A 16,624-nucleotide genomic window follows, 5' to 3' on the forward strand; every position below is an offset into this window, starting at 1 on the left:
GTCAGTTATCCAGCGAGCGGTTGGCCTGAATCGCGGTCAGGGCAATGGTGTAGACGATGTCGTCGACCTGGGCGCCACGCGGCAGGTCGTTGACCGGCTTGCGCAGGCCCTGCAGCATCGGCCCCAGGCTCACGCAATCGGCGCTGCGCTGCACGGCCTTGTGGGTGGTGTTGCCGGTGTTCAGGTCGGGGAACACGAACACCGTTGCGCGTCCGGCCACCTTGCTGTTGGGCGCCAGCTGGCGGGCGATGTCCTGGTTGGCGGCGGCGTCGTACTGCAACGGCCCATCGATCTGCAGGCCACGCTGGGTTTCCTGGGCCAGCAGGGTGGCCTCGCGCACCTTCTCGACCTCTTCGCCGCTGGCCGAATCGCCACTGGAATAGCTGATCATCGCCACCCGCGGGGTAATGCCGAAGGCTTCGGCCGAATCGGCGCTTTGCAGGGCAATTTCGGCCAGCTCGCCGGCAGTGGGGTGCGGGTTCATCACGCAGTCGCCATACACCAGCACCTGCTCGGGGAACAGCATGAAGAACACCGACGACACCAGGCTGCAGCCGGGGGCGGTCTTGATCAGTTGCAGGGCCGGGCGGATGGTGTTGGCGGTGGAGTGCACCAGGCCCGAGACCAGGCCGTCGACCTCGTCCAGGGCCAGCATCATGGTGCCGATCACCACCGGGTCTTCGAGCTGTTGCTCGGCCATCGGCGCGTTCAGGCTCTTGCTCTTGCGCAGGCTGACCATAGGCTCGACGTAGCGCTCGCGGATCAGGTCCGGGTCCAGAATCTCCAGCCCCTCGGGCAGGCTGATGCCCTGGGCGCGGGCCACTGCCTGTACGTCCTCGGGCCTGGCCAGCAGCACGCAGCGGGCGATGCCGCGGGCCTGGCAGATGGCGGCAGCCTGCACGGTCATCGGCTCGGCGCCTTCGGGCAGCACGATGCGCTTGTTGGCCTGCTGGGCACGCTGGATCAGCTGGTAGCGGAACACCGCAGGCGACAGGCGCATCTCGCGCGGGGTGCCGCAGCGCTGGTTGAGCCAGTCGGCATCCAGGTGGCTGGCCACGAAGTCGGTGATGATCTCCGCGCGCTCGCGGTCGTCCACCGGGATTTCCTTGTTCAACTGGTTCAGCTGGTTGGCGGTGTCGTAGGAGCCGGTACTCACCGACAGCACCGGCAGGCCGGCCAGCAGGGCGCCCTGGCACAGTTCGAGGATGCGCGGGTCGGGCTTGCTGTCGCTGGTCAGCAGCAGGCCGGCCAGTGGCACACCGTTGATCGCCGCCAGGCTGACGGCCAGGATGATGTCGTCGCGATCACCCGGGGTCACCACCAGCGTGCCGGGCTTGAGCAGCGGCACGGTGTTGGCCACGGTGCGGGCGCAGATGATGATCTTGTTCATGCGCCGGGTTTCGTAGTCGCCGGCGTTGAGTACCTGGGCACCGAGCAGCTCGGCCACGTCGCGGGTGCGCGGGTCGTTGAGCCCGGCCTGGAACGGGATGCAGCCCAGCAGGCGGAACTCGCCGCTGCGCAGCAGGGGCGAATGCTCCTGCAGGCGGCTGGCGAAGGTGTCCATCGGTTCGTCGCTGCGCACCTTGTTGAGGATCACGCCCAGCACCTTGGGGTCGCGCGGGCCGCCGAACAGCTGGGCCTGCAGCTCGACACGGCCCGACAGCTCGGCCAGCACGTCGTTTTCCGGCGCCGACACCAGGATCACCTCGGCGTCCAGGCTCTTGGCCAGGTGCAGGTTGACCCGTGCGGCGTAGCTGGCATGGCGGGTCGGCACCATGCCCTCGACCACCAGCACGTCCTTGCCGATGCAGGCCTGCTGGTACAGGGTGATGATCTCTTCGAGCAGTTCGTCCAGCTGGCCATCGCCGAGCATGCGTTCCACATGCGCCAGGCTCAGCGGTTGCGGCGGCTTGAGGCCGTGGGTGCGGGCGACCAGTTCGGTGGAGCGTTCCGGGCCGGTGTCGCCGGGGTGGGGCTGGGCGATCGGCTTGAAGAAGCCGACCTTGAGTCCGGCGCGTTCCAGTGTGCGCACCAGGCCCAGGCTGATGGAGGTCAGGCCGACACCAAAGTCGGTCGGCGCGATGAAAAATGTCTGCATGCGAGCTTCTCGAAGTGAGCTGTTGCAAAAGAATCAATTGCCAAGGGTAGCGCTATCGACCCCCTGAGCGCACCAGCCGCAGGCAAATGGCTGGCCGATTCGTTGCTGGCGCAGGTCTGCGTCCAGCACCCAGCCACGCGACTGCCACGGCGGTTCGTGGCGCAGGTGCTGGGTATGCCCGCACGACAGTTCGACCACCCAGTGGCCATGCTCGTCCTGATGAAAACCCAGCACCCGGCTGGGAAAAGCGGCTTCCCGTTTGTCCGGGTTGCGTTCGCTTTCAGGCGATGCGTTGGTTACACTTGTTCGTTCTACATTCTTATGCAAAAGGTCTCGCCCCATGCCGATCGCCGCCAACAAGGCTGTCTCCATCGACTATACCCTGACCAACGACGCTGGTGAGGTCATCGATAGCTCCAACGGCGGCGCGCCGCTGGTTTACCTGCACGGTGCAGGCAACATCATTCCGGGCCTGGAAAAAGCCCTGGAAGGCAAGGATACCGGCGCCGAGCTGGACGTTGCCATCGAGCCGGAAGACGCCTACGGCGAATACCTGGCCGAACTGGTCAGCACCCTGAACCGCAGCATGTTCGAAGGTGTCGACGAGCTGGAAGTGGGCATGCAGTTCCACGCGTCCGCGCCTGATGGCCAGATGCAGATCGTGACCATCCGTGACCTGGACGGCGACGACGTGACCGTCGACGGCAACCACCCACTGGCTGGCCAGCGCCTGAACTTCAAGGTCAAGGTCGTTGCCGTGCGTGATGCCAGCGAAGAAGAAATCGCCCATGGTCACGTGCATGGCGAAGGTGGCCATCAGCACTGATTTCTGCGCTAAGCTCAGAAGGTCGCTAAGGCGCCCGGGCAAGTCTGTCGTGTTCTCCCAGGAGGCAGACGGCTTGGCCGGGCGCTTTTTTAGTGGGCAGCATTTGTTGCGCCAGCCGGGACCGATGCCGGTAACTGGCCGGGAACTGGAAAGGGGAGTACGTCATGAGTGCATTTCACGACCTGAAATTGCAGGCGCTGGATGGCCAGGAGTTGCCATTGGCGCCGTTCAAGGGGCAGGTGGTGCTGGTGGTCAATGTCGCCTCCAAATGTGGCCTGACCCCGCAATATGCGGCGCTGGAGAATCTCTACCAGCATTACAAGGACAAGGGCTTCAGCGTGCTGGGCCTGCCGTGCAACCAGTTTGCCGGGCAGGAGCCGGGCAGCGAGCAGGAGATCGCCCAGTTCTGCAGCCTGAACTACGGGGTGAGTTTCCCGCTGGGCAGCAAGCTGGAGGTCAACGGCCCGGAGCGGCATCAGCTGTACCGCCTGCTGGCCGGTGAAGGCGCCGAGTTCCCGGGGGATATCACCTGGAACTTCGAGAAGTTTCTGGTAGGCAAGGACGGCCGCGTGCTGGCGCGCTTTGCGCCGCGTACTGCGCCGGATGATGCCACGGTGGTGCAGGCTATCGAGAAAGCCTTGGCCTGACGTGCCCCTTCGCCGGCAAGGCCGGCTCCTGCAATGGATGCACCGTCGTATGCAGGAGCCGGCCTTGCCGGCGAAAAATCCACCCCGATCACCGCTATCAATAGTACTGGGGTCAGCGACAATCCCGCCCTATGCTCAGGCGCCATCCCTTTCCCAGGAGCGCCGAATGCCTGCTCAAGCCCTGTTCACCCCCTTCAAGCTGGGCGCCCTCGAGCTGCCGACCCGTGTGGTCATGGCACCGATGACCCGAACCTTCTGCCCCGGCGGTGTGCCTCATGCGCAGGTGGTCGAGTATTACCGCCGCCGCGCCGCTGCCGATGTCGGCCTGATCATCACCGAAGGCACTACCGTCGACCACCCGGCCGCCAACGGTTACCCCAACGTGCCGCGCTTTCATGGTGAAGATGCCCTGGCGGGCTGGAAGAAGGTCGTCGATGCCGTACACGCCGAAGGCGGCAGGATCGTGCCGCAACTGTGGCACGTGGGCAGCGTGCGCCGCCTGGGTACCGAGCCGGACGCCAGCGTGCCGGGTTACGGCCCCAGCGAAAAACTCAAGGATGGCCAGGTGGTGGTGCACGGCATGAGTCATGCCGACATCCGCGACGTGATCGAGGCGTTCGCCCAGGCTGCCCGCGATGCCAAGGCCATCGGCATGGATGGCGTCGAGATACATGGCGCACACGGCTACCTGATCGACCAGTTCTTCTGGGCCACGAGCAACCAGCGCAGCGATGAGTACGGCGGCGACCTGGCCGGCCGCTCGCGCTTTGCCATCGAGCTGGTGCAGGCGGTACGCGCCGCCGTAGGCCCGGACTTTCCGATCATCCTGCGCTTCTCGCAATGGAAGCAGCAGGACTACAGCGCCCGCCTGGTCGACAACGCCGAGGCGCTGGGCGAGTTCCTGCGCCCGCTGGCCGACGCCGGTGTGGATATCTTCCACTGCTCCACGCGCCGCTTCTGGGAGCCTGAGTTCGAAGGCTCGGACCTGAACCTGGCTGGCTGGACCCGCCTGCTCACCGGCAAGCCCACCATCACCGTGGGCAGCGTGGGCCTGGATGGGGAGTTTCTGCAGTTCATGGTCGACACCGACAAGGTGGCGCAACCGGCCAGCCTGGAGAAACTGCTGCAGCGCCTGGGCGACCAGGAGTTCGACCTGGTGGCCGTAGGGCGTGCCTTGCTGGTGGATGCCCAGTGGGCGGCCAAGGTGCGTGAGGGGCGCGAGCAGGACATCCTGCCGTTCAGCCGCGAGGCGCTGACGAGCCTGGCTTGACCAGCAGCGCCGCATCGACGCGGCGCTGAGACGGTGCCGGTGCCTGTTCGCAGGCGCCGCGCAGGTGCGCCTCGAACTGTTCGACGATGGCCGGCCAGCCCTGGCGGCTGGCATGCTGGCGGGCATTGAGGCGCACCCGGCGCAAGGTCTCGCTGTCTTCCAGCAGCCAGCTGGCGGCATCGATGAAGGCCTCTGCATCCCCCGGCATGGCCAGTGCGCCACTGTGCCCATGACGAATGTGCTGGGCTGCTGCGGCCTCGTCGTAGGCCACCACCCCAAGGCCGGAGGCCAGCGCCTCCAGCACCACGTTGCCGAAGGTTTCGGTCAGGCTCGGGAACAGGAAGATATCCCCCGAGGCGTAGTGTTCGGCCAGGCATTCGCCGCGCTGTACCCCGCAGAACACTGCACCTGGCAACTGCTGCTCGAGTGCGCCGCGCTGCGGGCCGTCCCCCACCACGATCAGGCGCAGGTTGCGCAGGGGGTAGGCCTTGCGCAGGGCGTCCAGGCACTGGCCGAGCAGGCCCAGGTTCTTCTCGGTGGCCAGGCGCCCCACATGCAGCAGGGCGATGTCGTCGGGCCCAAGGCCCCACTGGTCGCGCAAGCTCTGGCGGCGCCGGGCCGGGTTGAACAGGCTGCTGTCGACCCCGCGCGACAGCAGGGTCAGGCGTTCGAAGCCGCGCCGCTGCAGCTCCAGGCGCTGGCTGACGCTGGGCACCAGGGTGCTGTGGCAGCGATGGTGGAAGCCGCGCAGGTAACGGGTGACCAGCCGCGTGAGCAGGCCGAAGCCGTACTGGCCGGAGTACTGCTGGAAGTTGGTGTGAAAGCCGCTGACCACCGCGATGCCCAGGCGCCGCGCCGCCCGCAGTGCACTCAGGCCCAGTGGCCCCTCGGTGGCGATGTACAGCACGTCTGGGCGGTCGCGGCGCCAGCGGCGCAGCAGCTTGTGCATCGACACCTGCCCCCACTGCAGGCCGGGGTAGCCGGGCAGGGGCCAGCCACGGCACAACAGCAGGTCGGCCTGCGCAGGGCCGGCGGCATCGCCGGCCTGGCGCGGGCGCACCAGCTCCACCCGGTGGCCGCGCAGGCGCAGGCCTTCGTGCAGGCGGCCAAGGGTGTTGGCCACGCCATTGATTTCGGGTGGGAAGGTTTCGCTGACAAGGGTGATGTGCAGGGCGGCGGGACTGGTCATGGGAGGATTTTCCGAGGTGCCGATTGCGCCCGGATGACAGCAAAATGACGGATACATGACGCCCGATCATTGGCGCTTTTGCGCTGTGAAAATAAGCTTGGCCAGCGCCTCAAGAATGCCGCATCGCCAGCCGATGAAGTTGCATTCGAATGAGACTTTCGCTCCAGGAGCGGTGATGTTCAACAGCAAACTGAAACAAGAAAATGCCAGGCTGCGCGAAGAGCTGATGACCATGGAGCAGGTCAAGTGCAGCCTGGACAGCGAGATGCTGGTGCTGCAACTGGACCCCCAGGGCCGCATCGAAGCGGTCAACGGCAACTTCGAGAAAGAGATGCGCTACAGCAGCCAGCAGCTGCTGGGCCGCAACATCGAAGAGATCGTGCCGGCGCATGTAAAGCCGCTGGATTTCTACCAGCGCATGAAACAGGCGATCAACCGCGGCGAGCACCTCAACGGCGCGTTTCGCCTGCTGCGCGGCAACGGCGAGGAAGCCTGGCTGCGCTCGATCCTGCAGCCGGTCAAGGGCAGTGACGGGCGCCTGCGCTACTTCACCCTGCACTCCAGCGACCTGACCCGCACCATCGAGACGTCACGCGAGCACGAGAGCCTGATCAAGGCCCTGATGCGCTCCACGGCAGTGATCGAGTTCAACCTCAATGGCGAGGTGCTGGCTGCCAACGATCGCTTCCTCAAGACCATGGGCTATTCCCTGGAGCAGGTGCGCGGCAAGCACCACCGCATGTTCTGCGAGCCGGAAGAGTACAACTCGGTGCATTACCAGCAGTTCTGGGAAAAACTGCGCCGTGGCGAGTTCGTGGCCGAGCGCTTCAAGCGCATCGATGCCCATGGCCGCGTGGTCTGGCTGGAGGCGTCGTACAACCCGATCATCGACGCCCATGACGTGCTGTACAAGGTGGTCAAGTTCGCCACCGTGATCACCGACCAGGTCAACCAGGAAGCGGCGGTGGCCCACGCCGCCGACATCGCCTACACCACGTCCCTGGACACCGACTCCAGTGCACGTCGCGCCACCGAGGTGGTGACTCAGACGGTCGAGGTCATGCGTGGCCTGGAGACGTACATGCAGCAGGCCGCCGACGGCATCGAGGCGCTGGACAAGCAGTCCCAGGTGATCGGTTCGATCATCAAGACCATCAGCGACATTGCCGGGCAGACCAACCTGCTGGCGCTCAATGCGGCCATCGAAGCCGCGCGTGCCGGCGAGCAGGGCCGGGGTTTTGCGGTGGTGGCCGACGAGGTGCGGCAACTGGCCTCGCGCACCAGCACCGCCACCGAGGAAATCGCCCGGGTGGTGCAGCAGAACGCCCAGTTGGCCAAGGCGGCGGTCGACATCATCGACAACAGCAAGCGCCAGGCCGAAGAGGGCCTGTCGCTGGCCGGGCAGACCGGTACGGTGATCGTCGAGATTCAGGACGGGGCGCAGAAGGTGGTGGACGCGGTCGGCCAGTTCTCCAACCAGCTGGCGCCCTGACGGCGCGGTGGCGGCGGCCTTGCACCGTCGCCACCGTCGCCCCGGCAACCGTCAGCCGCGTTCGCGTACCCAGAACAGCGTGGCACCGGCGATGGCGGCAGGCATCATCACGATGTTCACGAACGGGATCAGCAGCACCAGGTACACCGAGCCGCCAAAGCCCAGGCTCTGCCAGCGCTTGGCACGCAGCCAGGCGAGCATGTCCTGCCAGCTCATCTTGTTGTTGTCTGCCGGGTAGTCGATGTACTGGATGGCCATCATCCAGACACCGAACAGCAGCCACAGCGGTGCGGCCACGATGTTGACCACCGGGATCCACGACAGGATGAACAGCGCCAGGGCGCGCGGCACGAAGTAGCCCAGCTTGCGCAGTTCGCGGCTCAGGGTGCGCGGCACCATGGCGGCCAGTTCGCCCCAGCTGAAGGCCGGGAACGGGTCGGTGCCACGTACCACCACCTCGACCTTTTCGGCCAGAAAACCGTTGAACGGTGCCGCGATGATGTTGGCCAGCATGGTGAAGGTGAAGAACACCATCAGCACCACCAGCACCACGAACAGCGGCCACAGCACATAGTTGAGAAAGCTCAGCCAGCCCGGCAGGGTCGGGATCAGCGAGTCCACCCACAGGCTGAACTGGTGACCGGCAAAATAGATCAGGCCCACGAACAGCAGCAGGTTGACCGCCAGCGGCAGCAGCACGAACAGGCGCAGGCCCGGGCTCAGGACCAGTTTCAGGCCCTCGCGCAGGTATTGGGGGCCAGACAGGACAGGGGCTTGCATAAAAGGCTCCGAGCGGTGGTAAACGCGCCGACCTTACCGAGTTTGACGCCTGGGCGAAAGCGCGGCGAAATGCGCGCAACCCCCGGTAACAAAACCCTGTCGATCATTTAATAGGCAAAGCGGCCGGTGCTCGGCAGGTGAATAGAGGTCGTCTATAAGGTGGATTGTCTAAGGATATTTCCTTAATCTCTGCCTCCTCGTTACAGTCGCACCAATTTCACGGTTTCCAGAACCTGCGGCCAAAAGCCTTCCCCAAGTGCTTCGCGGGTTCTTTTTTATTCCAGCCGGTGCCCCCGGCGTCATGTGGCTGGCTCGCCAGCTCGACAGGAGCGTTTCATGTCTGAAGTTCGTCATTCGCGAGTGATCATTCTCGGTTCCGGCCCTGCCGGTTACAGCGCCGCCGTGTACGCGGCCCGTGCCAACCTCAAGCCGCTGCTGATCACCGGCATGCAGGCTGGCGGCCAGCTGACCACCACCACCGAAGTCGACAACTGGCCGGGCGATGCACATGGCCTGACCGGCCCTGCGCTGATGCAGCGCATGCAGGAGCATGCCGAGCGTTTCGAGACCGAAGTGGTGTTCGACCACATCAACGCCGTGGACCTGGCCAACAAGCCGTTCACCCTCAAGGGCGACAGCGCCACCTACACCTGCGACGCACTGATCATCGCCACCGGCGCCAGCGCGCGCTACCTGGGCCTGCCGTCGGAAGAGGCGTTCATGGGCAAGGGCGTTTCGGCCTGCGCGACCTGTGACGGGTTCTTCTACCGCAACAAGCCGGTGGCCGTGGTCGGTGGTGGCAACACTGCCGTCGAGGAAGCCCTGTACCTGGCCAACATCGCCAGCAAGGTGACCCTGGTGCACCGCCGCGAGACCTTCCGCGCCGAGAAGATCCTGATCGACAAGCTGCACGCCCGCGTGGCCGAAGGCAAGATCGAGCTCAAGCTCAACGCCACCCTGGACGAAGTGCTGGGCGACAACATGGGTGTGACCGGTGCGCGCCTGAAGAACAACGACGGCAGCTTCGATGAAGTGAAGGTCGACGGCGTGTTCATCGCCATCGGTCACACCCCCAACACCTCGCTGTTCGAAGGCCAGCTGGCGCTCAAGGATGGCTACATGGTGGTCAACGGCGGGCGTGACGGCAATGCCACCGCCACCAGCATCGAGGGCGTATTCGCCGCCGGCGACGTGGCCGACCACGTGTACCGCCAGGCAATCACCTCGGCCGGTGCCGGCTGCATGGCGGCACTGGATGTCGAGCGTTACCTGGACGGCCTGCAGAACGCTTCGTTCTGATTGGCCCCTTCGCCGGCAAGGCCGGCTCCTACAGGTTCATGCACAACCCTGTAGGAGCCGGCCTTGCCGGCGATGTTTCTTACAGGCTCAGGCGCATCGACAGGTCCACTGCCTTCACATCCTTGGTCATTGCCCCGATCGAGATGTAGTCCACCCCCGTCTCGGCAATTGCGCGCAACGTGCTTTCGCTGATCCCGCCGCTGGCTTCCAGCTTGGCCTTGCCGGCATTGAGGCGCACCGCCTCGCGCATTTCGTCCAGGTTCAGCTCGTCGAGCATGACGATGTCGGCCCCGGCCTCCAGCGCCTGCTGCAGTTCATCCAGGCTCTCCACCTCGATTTCCACCGGTTTGCCCGGCGCAATGCGGCGCGCCGCAGCGATCGCTTCGGCAATCCCGCCGCTGGCGGCAATGTGGTTTTCCTTGATCAGAAACGCGTCGTACAGGCCGATGCGATGATTGTGGCAGCCGCCGCAGGTCACTGCGTACTTCTGCGCCAGGCGCAGGCCCGGCAGGGTCTTGCGCGTATCCAGCAGCTTGACCTGGGTATCGGTCACCAGGTCGGCCAGGTGCCGCGCATGGGTGGCCACCCCCGACAGCAGCTGCAAAAAGTTCAGCGCGCTGCGCTCGCCGGTCAGAAGCGAGCGGGCCGGCCCTTCCAGGTGGAACAGTGCCTGGTTGGCCGTGGCCCGGTCGCCGTCCTTGACCTGCCAGTGCACCGCCACCCGCGGGTCGAGCTGACGAAACACCGCGTCCACCCAGGCCGTGCCGCTGATCACGCAGTCGTCGCGGGTAATGATGGTGGCCTTGGCCAGGCGCTCGGCAGGAATCAGCTGGGCGGTGATGTCGCCGCTGCCGACATCTTCGAGCAACGCACGGCGCACGTTGGCTTCGATTTCGGCGGTCAGGTCGGCGAGGCGTAGATTCGGCATGGTGGGCTCCACAAGCTAGGTGGCCGCGATTATAGGGCAGCCCGGGGCGGGCGTGCAGCAATCCGCCTTTGGTCGCAGCAAATGAGCATTTGCGCCCCATGGCGGTCTATCCACAGGCTGGCCGAAACGTACTGCACAGTTCGCTGGCAGGCCGCGCGTTTTTGCCAGATAATGCGCGCCTTGTAATTGGCGTCATGACTTTGACAGCCATTCAATCCACTTCGTAGCCAACCCAGCAAGGAGACCGGGATGCCCAATGACGGGAAGGTGGTGCCGTTCAAGGCGACCACCGATCAGGCGTCACGCACGCCGTTCGCTCGTCTGCCGGTCATCCTGCTGCAAGTGCGCGACAAGGCAGCGCAGCACCTGCGCCAGGCGCTGCAGGGGCTGTTCGACAACGCCGACGACACGCTCTTCGAAATGGCCGACACGGCCTCCGACAACCATGACCGCAGCCTGTTCTTCGAAGCGATGCGCGACCTGCGCCTCAAGCGCAAGAGCATCGAGCGTGCCTTCCTCGACCTGTTCTATGACGCCTTCATCGATATTGCCGGCAACGACCCGACCGCGCCGTTGGCGCGCCGTGGCTACGACAGGCAGGCGCTGATGGCCGACGATGCGCGTGAGCGGGCCCAGGCCGTGGAGACGATGGTGGCCCGCGTGGCCACGCGTGACGGTTTCGCCCTCGGCCAGCTGACCCTGCGCATGAACAGCCTGATCAGCCAGCGCCTGGACGATCGCGCCAACCCGCTGGGGCCGGCGCTGCTGTGCGAGTACTTTCTGCAGGCCGGGCGCAGCCTGGGCGTGGGCATCAAGGTCAAGCTGATACTGCTCAAGCTGTTCGAGCGTTACGTGCTGTGCGACGTCGGCCAGTTGTACGGCGAAGCCAACCAGCTGTTGAGCGCCACCGGGATCCTGCCCGACCTCAAGAGCGCGCCGGGCTGGCGCACCCCGGCGGCCGAACCGGCGCACCCGGCCGGCGATCCGGAGGTCAAGCCAGCCCCGCTGATGGCCGATGCCGGGGCGCAGGCTGCCTTCGCCTCGCTGCAGGTGCTGTTGTCCCCGGTGCGCGGTAGGGTGGCCCCGCGCCTGGAGCCCTATGACCGGGTGCAGCCGATCAGCAGGCAGGACCTGCTGCGCCTGCTCTCGCACCTGCAGCAGTTCGTGCCGGCAGCGGGGGAGGTGCAGGACTTCGACCTGCGCCACCAGCTGGAGCAACTGCTGACCCGGGCCAGCGTGCAAAGCGGCAAGTACCGCAGGGTCGAGGTGATCGATGAGGATGTGATCAACCTGATCGCCATGCTCTTCGACTTCATCCTCGGCGATCGCAACCTGCCGCATTCGCTGCGCCAGTTGATCGCACGCCTGCAGATCCCGATGCTCAAGGTGGCGCTGCTCGACAAGAGCTTCTTCAGCCGCGCCACCCACCCGGCGCGCCGCCTGCTCGACGAGATTGCCGCAGTGGCGATGGGCTGGGGCGCGCGTGATGACGTGCAGCGCGACGAGCTGTACCTGCGGGTCGAGGCCATCGTGCAGCGCCTGCTCACCGATTTTGCCGACGACCCGCAGATCTTCGCCGAGCTGCTGGCCGAGTTCCTTGCCTTCAGTGCCGATGAGCGCCGCCGTACCGAGTTGCTCGAACAGCGCACCCGCGATGCCGAAGAGGGCCGGGCACGCACCGTGCTGGCGCGCCAGCAGGTTGAAAGCGAACTCAACCTGCGCCTGCTCGGCAAGTGCCTGCCGCAAGGCGTGGTACGGGTGATCGAGCAGGCCTGGAGCCAGGTGCTGCTGCTGGCCTGCCTCAAGCATGGGCGGGGTTCGACCCAGTGGCAGGACGCGCTGGCCAACATGGACCTGTTGCTCTGGAGCGTCGAGTCACACACAGGCGACGACCGTGCTCGGCTGCTGGAGCAGGTGCCGGGCCTGCTCAAGGCCCTGCGCGAGGGGTTGACCCGGGTTGCCTACGACCCCTTTGCCACCAGCGAGTTCTTCGCCCAGCTCGAAGCGCTGCACCTGCAGGCTGTGGAAGGGGCAGGGCACCCCGGCCAGGCGCGTATCGAGCGGGTGCTGGTGCGTGACCGCATCGTGCTGCTGGGGCCGGAGTCGGTGGCAGCGGGCGGGTTGTGCTCCAGCCTGCCCGACGACGACCCGGCGCTGCACCAGGTGCGCGACCTGCGCCCGGGGGCCTGGATCGAGCTGCGCGACGAGGATGACGAGCCGGTACGCGGCAAGCTGATCGCGATCATCGACAGCACCCACACCTACGTGTTCGTCGACCGTACCGGGCGCAAGCTGCGCGAATGGTCGCAGCAGGGGCTTGCCGGGGCGTTGAGCCAGGGCCAGGTACGCCTGCTCGATGCCACCCAGCTGTTCGAACGTGCACTGGGTTCGGTGGTCAGCCAACTGCGCCAGCGCCAACCCTGAGCGCCCGCACTTTTTAACGATACAACCGTCGATTCCTCGGGGCATACTGCGCCAGAGCCCTCATGCTTCAGGATCTTCTATGCAACTTGACCACGCTACTGGCTGGGTCGCTGGCGTCACCCATTGCCCTTCCCCCAACTTCAACGCGCGCCCCGAGGGCGAAGCCATCAGCCTGCTGGTGATCCACAACATCAGCCTGCCGCCCGGGCAGTTCGGCACCGGCAAGGTGCAGGCGTTCTTCCAGAACCGCCTGCCCATCGCCGAGCATGCGTTTTTCGAGCAGATCAAGGACCTGCGTGTATCGGCGCACTTTCTGATCGAGCGTGACGGCAGGGTCACCCAGTTCGTCTCGTGCCTGGACCGGGCCTGGCATGCCGGGGCATCGCGCTTCGAGGGCCGCGAGGGCTGCAACGACTTTTCCGTGGGCATCGAACTCGAAGGCACCGATCAGACGCCGTTCACAGACGCCCAGTACACTGCCCTGCAACACTTGACCCTGCAACTGCAGGCTGCCTGGCCCATCGCGGGGCGAATCCGCGGCCACAGCGACATTGCGCCGGGGCGCAAGACCGACCCGGGGCCGGCGTTCGACTGGGAACGCTATCGCGCCAGCCTGCACGTCAACGAGGACAGATCATGAGTTTTCTGGTGTTACTGCTGGTGCTGTGGGTCGAGAAGTTCTCGGCGCTGCGCCAGCGCCTGCAACGCGACGGCTTTTTTCTCACCGAACTGGCCCGCCTGGAGCGCAGGCCCAAGGCCGACCCCTGGTGGGTGCTGGGCATTCTGGTGCTGTTGCCAGTAGTGGTACTGGCGCTGCTGCTGCACGTGCTCGACCCGGTCGCCTATGGCCTGCTGGCCCTGCCGGTGCACCTGCTGGTGCTGATCTACAGCCTGGGCCGGGGCGATGTGAAGGCGGCGCTGGGGCCGTTTCGCGATGCCTGGCGACGCGGCGATGAACAGGCGGCCGTGCACGTGGCCGAGCGCGACCTGGGGGTGACGGCCGACGACAGCCAGGGCCTGATCCAGAAGGTGCAGGGGCACCTGCTGTGGCAGGCCTACCAGAGCTTCTTTGCGGTGATCTTCTGGTATGTGCTGCTGGGCCCGGCTGCAGCGCTGGCTTACCGGCTGCTGGCGCTGACGGGCGAGCGGGCCGGCAACCCGGCGGTACAGGAACGCGCCCGGCAGTTGCGCCACGCCTTCGACTGGGCGCCGGTGCGGGTACTGGCCGCCAGTTTTGCACTGGTGGGCAACTTTGTGGCGGTCAGCCGCATGATGCTGCACGAACTGCTCAACTGGCACATCGGTGCGCCGCGCCTGGTGGAGCAGGCGGGCACGGCAGCGGCGGAGATTCCCGCCGACGTCGAGGCCGGCCCGCAAGGCCTGACCGGGCTCGACAGCCTGTGGGAACTGCTGCTGCGTGCCGCAGTGCTCTGGTACGCGGGCTTTGCCCTGTGGACTGTGCTCGGCTGACTCACAACGTGTAAACGGGCTGCCGCAACGGCGGCTCGTTCCTACAGGCCGCCGCTACTGGTGGTTAACCTTAAGTTACAAAACTTCCCTTCGATATGCGCTATACAGAGGCTGCTGACGATCGCCAGTGGCCTAGTGCTATTGCGCAGAAAACAATAAGAAATCGAAAGGAGACGACCCTTGAAGCGCCTCTTGTATCCGGCAATCGCATTGATGAACCGGCTGAGCTTCGGCATGAAGTTCAGCCTGATCAGCGTGCTGTTCTTTCTGCCCATGCTGGTCACCAATTTCTATCTGGTGCGCGACGCCTATGCCAAGTTCCACGCCACCCGTGTGGAGCTGCACAGCCTCGGCCTGCTGAGCGAGAGCCTGGCCGTGCGCGGTGATCTGGAGAGCCTGGGCAACCTGGTGCAGATCAACGCGGTGCTGGGGCAGTCCGGCAAGGCCGACGACCTGGAGGCGCGCATCGATGCGCTGGAACAGCAGGTGGCAAAGCGCGTGGCCGCGCTGGCCCCGATGACCGAGGACCCGGCCCAGGTGCAGGCCTTCACCGCCCGGCGCGACGAGTTGCTGGCAGGGCTCGAGGCGGCGCGAGCCGACTCCTCGCTGCAGACCCGTGCAGCCCTGTACGACGCCCTGCTGGCGCAGGCGCAGCTGCTTGGCAAGCTGGTGGTCAGCCAGTCGGGCCTTGGCCAGGACAGCGATGCCGGCGTGCGCCAGATGGGCGAGCTGCTGACCACGGTCACCGCCCAGGTCACCCAGACCCTGGGTGAAGGCCGCGCAATCGGGGCTTACTCGCTGGGCCAGGGGTTTCTCAACTCATCGGCCAGTACCCGTTTCGAAGAATTGCTCAAAAGCCTCGACAAGCTGTCGGCCGACTACGCCATTCGCCTGCAGGACGCCCTGGGCGACGAGCCGCGGCTGGCCAGCCAGGCCGCCAGCAGCCAGGCGTCGCTCAAGCAGGCCAGCGAGCTGCTCGAAGACCAGGTGGTGATGGCCGATACCCTCGATGCGCCGTGGCCGGCGTTCTACCAGCAGGTCAGCGGCCTGATCGAGCAGACCTACCTGCTCAATGGCGCCACCCTGCAGGTACTCGAACAGCAGTTGCAGGCGCGCCTGGGCGACTACCGCCAGCACATGGTGTTGCTGGTGCTGGCCCTGGCGGCGGTGTTCATGCTGATCGGCTACCTGTATGGCGGCTTCTATGCCTCCACCCGCAGCACCCTGCGTACCCTGGGCAAGGTGATGGACAAGGTGGCCGGTGGCGACATGACGGTGACCTTCCAGGCCCGCAGTCGCGACGAGCTGGGCGAGCTGGGCGAGGTGTTCAACACCACGGTGCGGCGCATCCATGACCTGATCGAGCGGGTCGGGCAGACGGTGGCCGAGGTGGAACACCAGGCCGAGCAGGTGCATGCGGTATCGGCGCGCAGCAACCAGGCGGTGAGCGGCCAGCGTGGGCAGATCGAGCAGGTGGCCACGGCCATGAACCAGATGTCGGCCACTGCCCAGGAAGTGGCTCGCAGCGCTGCGGCAGCCGTGAACAGCGCCCACGGGGTCAACCGCGAGACGGTCAGCGGGCGCGAGCTGGTGGAGTCGCAGCAGGGCAGCATTGCCGGGCTGGCGGCCGAAATCGACCAGTCGGTGGGGGTGATCAACCAGCTGGTCAGCGACAGCCAGCAGATCAGCCAGGTGCTGGAGGTGATCAAGAGCATCGCCGGGCAGACCAACCTGCTGGCGCTCAACGCCGCCATCGAGGCGGCGCGGGCCGGGGAGCAGGGGCGTGGCTTCGCGGTGGTGGCCGACGAGGTACGCACGCTGGCCAAGCGCACGCAGCAGTCGACCGAGGAAATCGACCAGATGATCTCACGCCTGCAGGGTGGGGTGGAGGCGGCGGTGCGGGCGATGGACAGCAGTCACCAGATGGCGGCGGGCACCGTGGGGCAGTCGCAGCAGGTGCAGCAGGCGCTGGTCAACATTCTGGGGGCGATGGGCAGCATCGTGGAGCAGAACCAGCAGATTGCGGCGGCGGTGGAGCAGCAGACGGCGGTGGCGCATGACATCGACCTGAACATCGTGCAGATCAACCGCGCGGCCGAGCACACCACCGAGGGCGCGCACCAGACCGAAGATGCGAGCCGGCAGCTGTCGGCGCAGGTGATGGAGTTGAAGCAGTTGATCGGGGCGTTCAGGGTCTGAGC

Annotated in this window: 14 protein-coding genes; 9 read left to right on the forward strand and 5 right to left on the reverse strand. The window is 65.8% G+C overall.

All coding sequences use genetic code 11. From position 1 onward, the window contains the following. Position 1 precedes the first annotated feature (1 nt). Positions 2 to 2,098, reverse strand: coding sequence for a phosphate acetyltransferase (gene pta / locus NJH59_RS11535; protein ID WP_043864370.1), 2,097 nt, complete (start codon positions 2,096 to 2,098; stop codon positions 2 to 4). Between the two features lie 33 nt (positions 2,099 to 2,131). Beyond that, complete coding sequence (locus NJH59_RS11540) at positions 2,132 to 2,440, reverse strand: DUF3565 domain-containing protein (RefSeq protein ID WP_043864371.1); 309 nt, start codon at positions 2,438 to 2,440, stop codon at positions 2,132 to 2,134. On the opposite strand from NJH59_RS11540, the gene NJH59_RS11545 reads away from it, so the two are divergent. The 3 genes from NJH59_RS11545 to NJH59_RS11555 all read left to right on the forward strand — a co-directional run bounded on the left by NJH59_RS11545 (position 2,439) and on the right by NJH59_RS11555 (position 4,841). Beyond that, a complete protein-coding gene (locus NJH59_RS11545; protein ID WP_043864372.1) occupies positions 2,439 to 2,924 on the forward strand; it encodes a peptidylprolyl isomerase in 486 nt (161 codons plus the stop codon). The two genes, NJH59_RS11540 and NJH59_RS11545, sit on opposite strands and share 2 nt — an antisense overlap. A gap of 164 nt (positions 2,925 to 3,088) precedes the next feature. Further along, positions 3,089 to 3,571, forward strand: coding sequence for a glutathione peroxidase (locus tag NJH59_RS11550; RefSeq protein ID WP_043864373.1), 483 nt, complete (start codon positions 3,089 to 3,091; stop codon positions 3,569 to 3,571). Positions 3,572 to 3,737: 166 nt separating this feature from the next. Further along, entirely contained in the window at positions 3,738 to 4,841 is a 1,104-nt protein-coding gene (locus NJH59_RS11555) for an NADH:flavin oxidoreductase (RefSeq protein WP_054916275.1), read from the forward strand. On the opposite strand, the gene NJH59_RS11560 is transcribed toward NJH59_RS11555, so the two are convergent. Next, a complete protein-coding gene (locus NJH59_RS11560) occupies positions 4,810 to 6,030 on the reverse strand; it encodes a glycosyltransferase family 1 protein (protein WP_043864375.1) in 1,221 nt (406 codons plus the stop codon). The two genes, NJH59_RS11555 and NJH59_RS11560, sit on opposite strands and share 32 nt — an antisense overlap. Before the next feature lie 175 nt (positions 6,031 to 6,205). On the opposite strand from NJH59_RS11560, the gene NJH59_RS11565 reads away from it, so the two are divergent. After that, on the forward strand, positions 6,206 to 7,522 hold the full coding sequence (locus NJH59_RS11565; protein ID WP_253086814.1) for a PAS domain-containing methyl-accepting chemotaxis protein: 1,317 nt from the start codon (positions 6,206 to 6,208) through the stop codon (positions 7,520 to 7,522). A 51-nt stretch (positions 7,523 to 7,573) separates the two neighbouring features. On the opposite strand, the gene cysZ is transcribed toward NJH59_RS11565, so the two are convergent. Then, positions 7,574 to 8,302, reverse strand: coding sequence for a sulfate transporter CysZ (gene cysZ, locus NJH59_RS11570; RefSeq protein WP_054916276.1), 729 nt, complete (start codon positions 8,300 to 8,302; stop codon positions 7,574 to 7,576). Between the two features lie 336 nt (positions 8,303 to 8,638). Here cysZ and trxB point away from each other — a divergent pair, with 336 nt between their 5' ends. Further along, entirely contained in the window at positions 8,639 to 9,601 is a 963-nt protein-coding gene (gene trxB, locus NJH59_RS11575; protein WP_043864378.1) for a thioredoxin-disulfide reductase, read from the forward strand. 79 nt (positions 9,602 to 9,680) lie between these two features. Here the strand turns inward: trxB and nadC are convergent, their stop codons facing one another. Next, positions 9,681 to 10,529 carry a carboxylating nicotinate-nucleotide diphosphorylase gene (nadC, locus tag NJH59_RS11580; protein ID WP_054916277.1) on the reverse strand — a complete coding sequence of 283 codons (849 nt, stop codon included), beginning with the start codon at positions 10,527 to 10,529 and terminating at the stop codon, positions 9,681 to 9,683. Between the two features lie 249 nt (positions 10,530 to 10,778). On the opposite strand from nadC, the gene NJH59_RS11585 reads away from it, so the two are divergent. The 4 genes from NJH59_RS11585 (at position 10,779) to NJH59_RS11600 (ending at position 16,622) form a co-directional block, all read left to right on the forward strand. Further along, a complete protein-coding gene (locus tag NJH59_RS11585; RefSeq protein WP_253086815.1) occupies positions 10,779 to 12,953 on the forward strand; it encodes a DUF1631 domain-containing protein in 2,175 nt (724 codons plus the stop codon). Positions 12,954 to 13,032: 79 nt separating this feature from the next. Next, complete coding sequence (gene ampD / locus NJH59_RS11590) at positions 13,033 to 13,593, forward strand: 1,6-anhydro-N-acetylmuramyl-L-alanine amidase AmpD (protein WP_253086816.1); 561 nt, start codon at positions 13,033 to 13,035, stop codon at positions 13,591 to 13,593. Next, a complete protein-coding gene (gene ampE / locus NJH59_RS11595; RefSeq protein WP_043864382.1) occupies positions 13,590 to 14,423 on the forward strand; it encodes a regulatory signaling modulator protein AmpE in 834 nt (277 codons plus the stop codon). Before ampD ends, ampE begins: the two co-directional genes overlap by 4 nt. A gap of 180 nt (positions 14,424 to 14,603) precedes the next feature. Next, on the forward strand, positions 14,604 to 16,622 hold the full coding sequence (locus NJH59_RS11600) for a methyl-accepting chemotaxis protein (protein ID WP_054916280.1): 2,019 nt from the start codon (positions 14,604 to 14,606) through the stop codon (positions 16,620 to 16,622). Positions 16,623 to 16,624 lie beyond the last annotated feature (2 nt).

The organism is Pseudomonas sp. VE 267-6A (genome assembly GCF_024126555.1).
Classification (GTDB): domain Bacteria; phylum Pseudomonadota; class Gammaproteobacteria; order Pseudomonadales; family Pseudomonadaceae; genus Aquipseudomonas; species Aquipseudomonas palmensis.

Excerpts from the sequence above, each read along its gene's own strand:
- pta (WP_043864370.1), bottom strand. The coding sequence starts at position 2,098 with ATGCAGACATTTTTCATCGCGCCGACCGACTTTGGTGTCGGCCTGACC.
- NJH59_RS11545 (WP_043864372.1), top strand. The coding sequence starts at position 2,439 with ATGCCGATCGCCGCCAACAAGGCTGTCTCCATCGACTATACCCTGACC.
- NJH59_RS11540 (WP_043864371.1), bottom strand. The coding sequence starts at position 2,440 with ATGGGGCGAGACCTTTTGCATAAGAATGTAGAACGAACAAGTGTAACC.
- NJH59_RS11550 (WP_043864373.1), top strand. The coding sequence starts at position 3,089 with ATGAGTGCATTTCACGACCTGAAATTGCAGGCGCTGGATGGCCAGGAG.
- NJH59_RS11555 (WP_054916275.1), top strand. The coding sequence starts at position 3,738 with ATGCCTGCTCAAGCCCTGTTCACCCCCTTCAAGCTGGGCGCCCTCGAG.
- NJH59_RS11560 (WP_043864375.1), bottom strand. The coding sequence starts at position 6,030 with ATGACCAGTCCCGCCGCCCTGCACATCACCCTTGTCAGCGAAACCTTC.
- NJH59_RS11565 (WP_253086814.1), top strand. The coding sequence starts at position 6,206 with ATGTTCAACAGCAAACTGAAACAAGAAAATGCCAGGCTGCGCGAAGAG.
- cysZ (WP_054916276.1), bottom strand. The coding sequence starts at position 8,302 with ATGCAAGCCCCTGTCCTGTCTGGCCCCCAATACCTGCGCGAGGGCCTG.
- trxB (WP_043864378.1), top strand. The coding sequence starts at position 8,639 with ATGTCTGAAGTTCGTCATTCGCGAGTGATCATTCTCGGTTCCGGCCCT.
- nadC (WP_054916277.1), bottom strand. The coding sequence starts at position 10,529 with ATGCCGAATCTACGCCTCGCCGACCTGACCGCCGAAATCGAAGCCAAC.
- NJH59_RS11585 (WP_253086815.1), top strand. The coding sequence starts at position 10,779 with ATGCCCAATGACGGGAAGGTGGTGCCGTTCAAGGCGACCACCGATCAG.
- ampD (WP_253086816.1), top strand. The coding sequence starts at position 13,033 with ATGCAACTTGACCACGCTACTGGCTGGGTCGCTGGCGTCACCCATTGC.
- ampE (WP_043864382.1), top strand. The coding sequence starts at position 13,590 with ATGAGTTTTCTGGTGTTACTGCTGGTGCTGTGGGTCGAGAAGTTCTCG.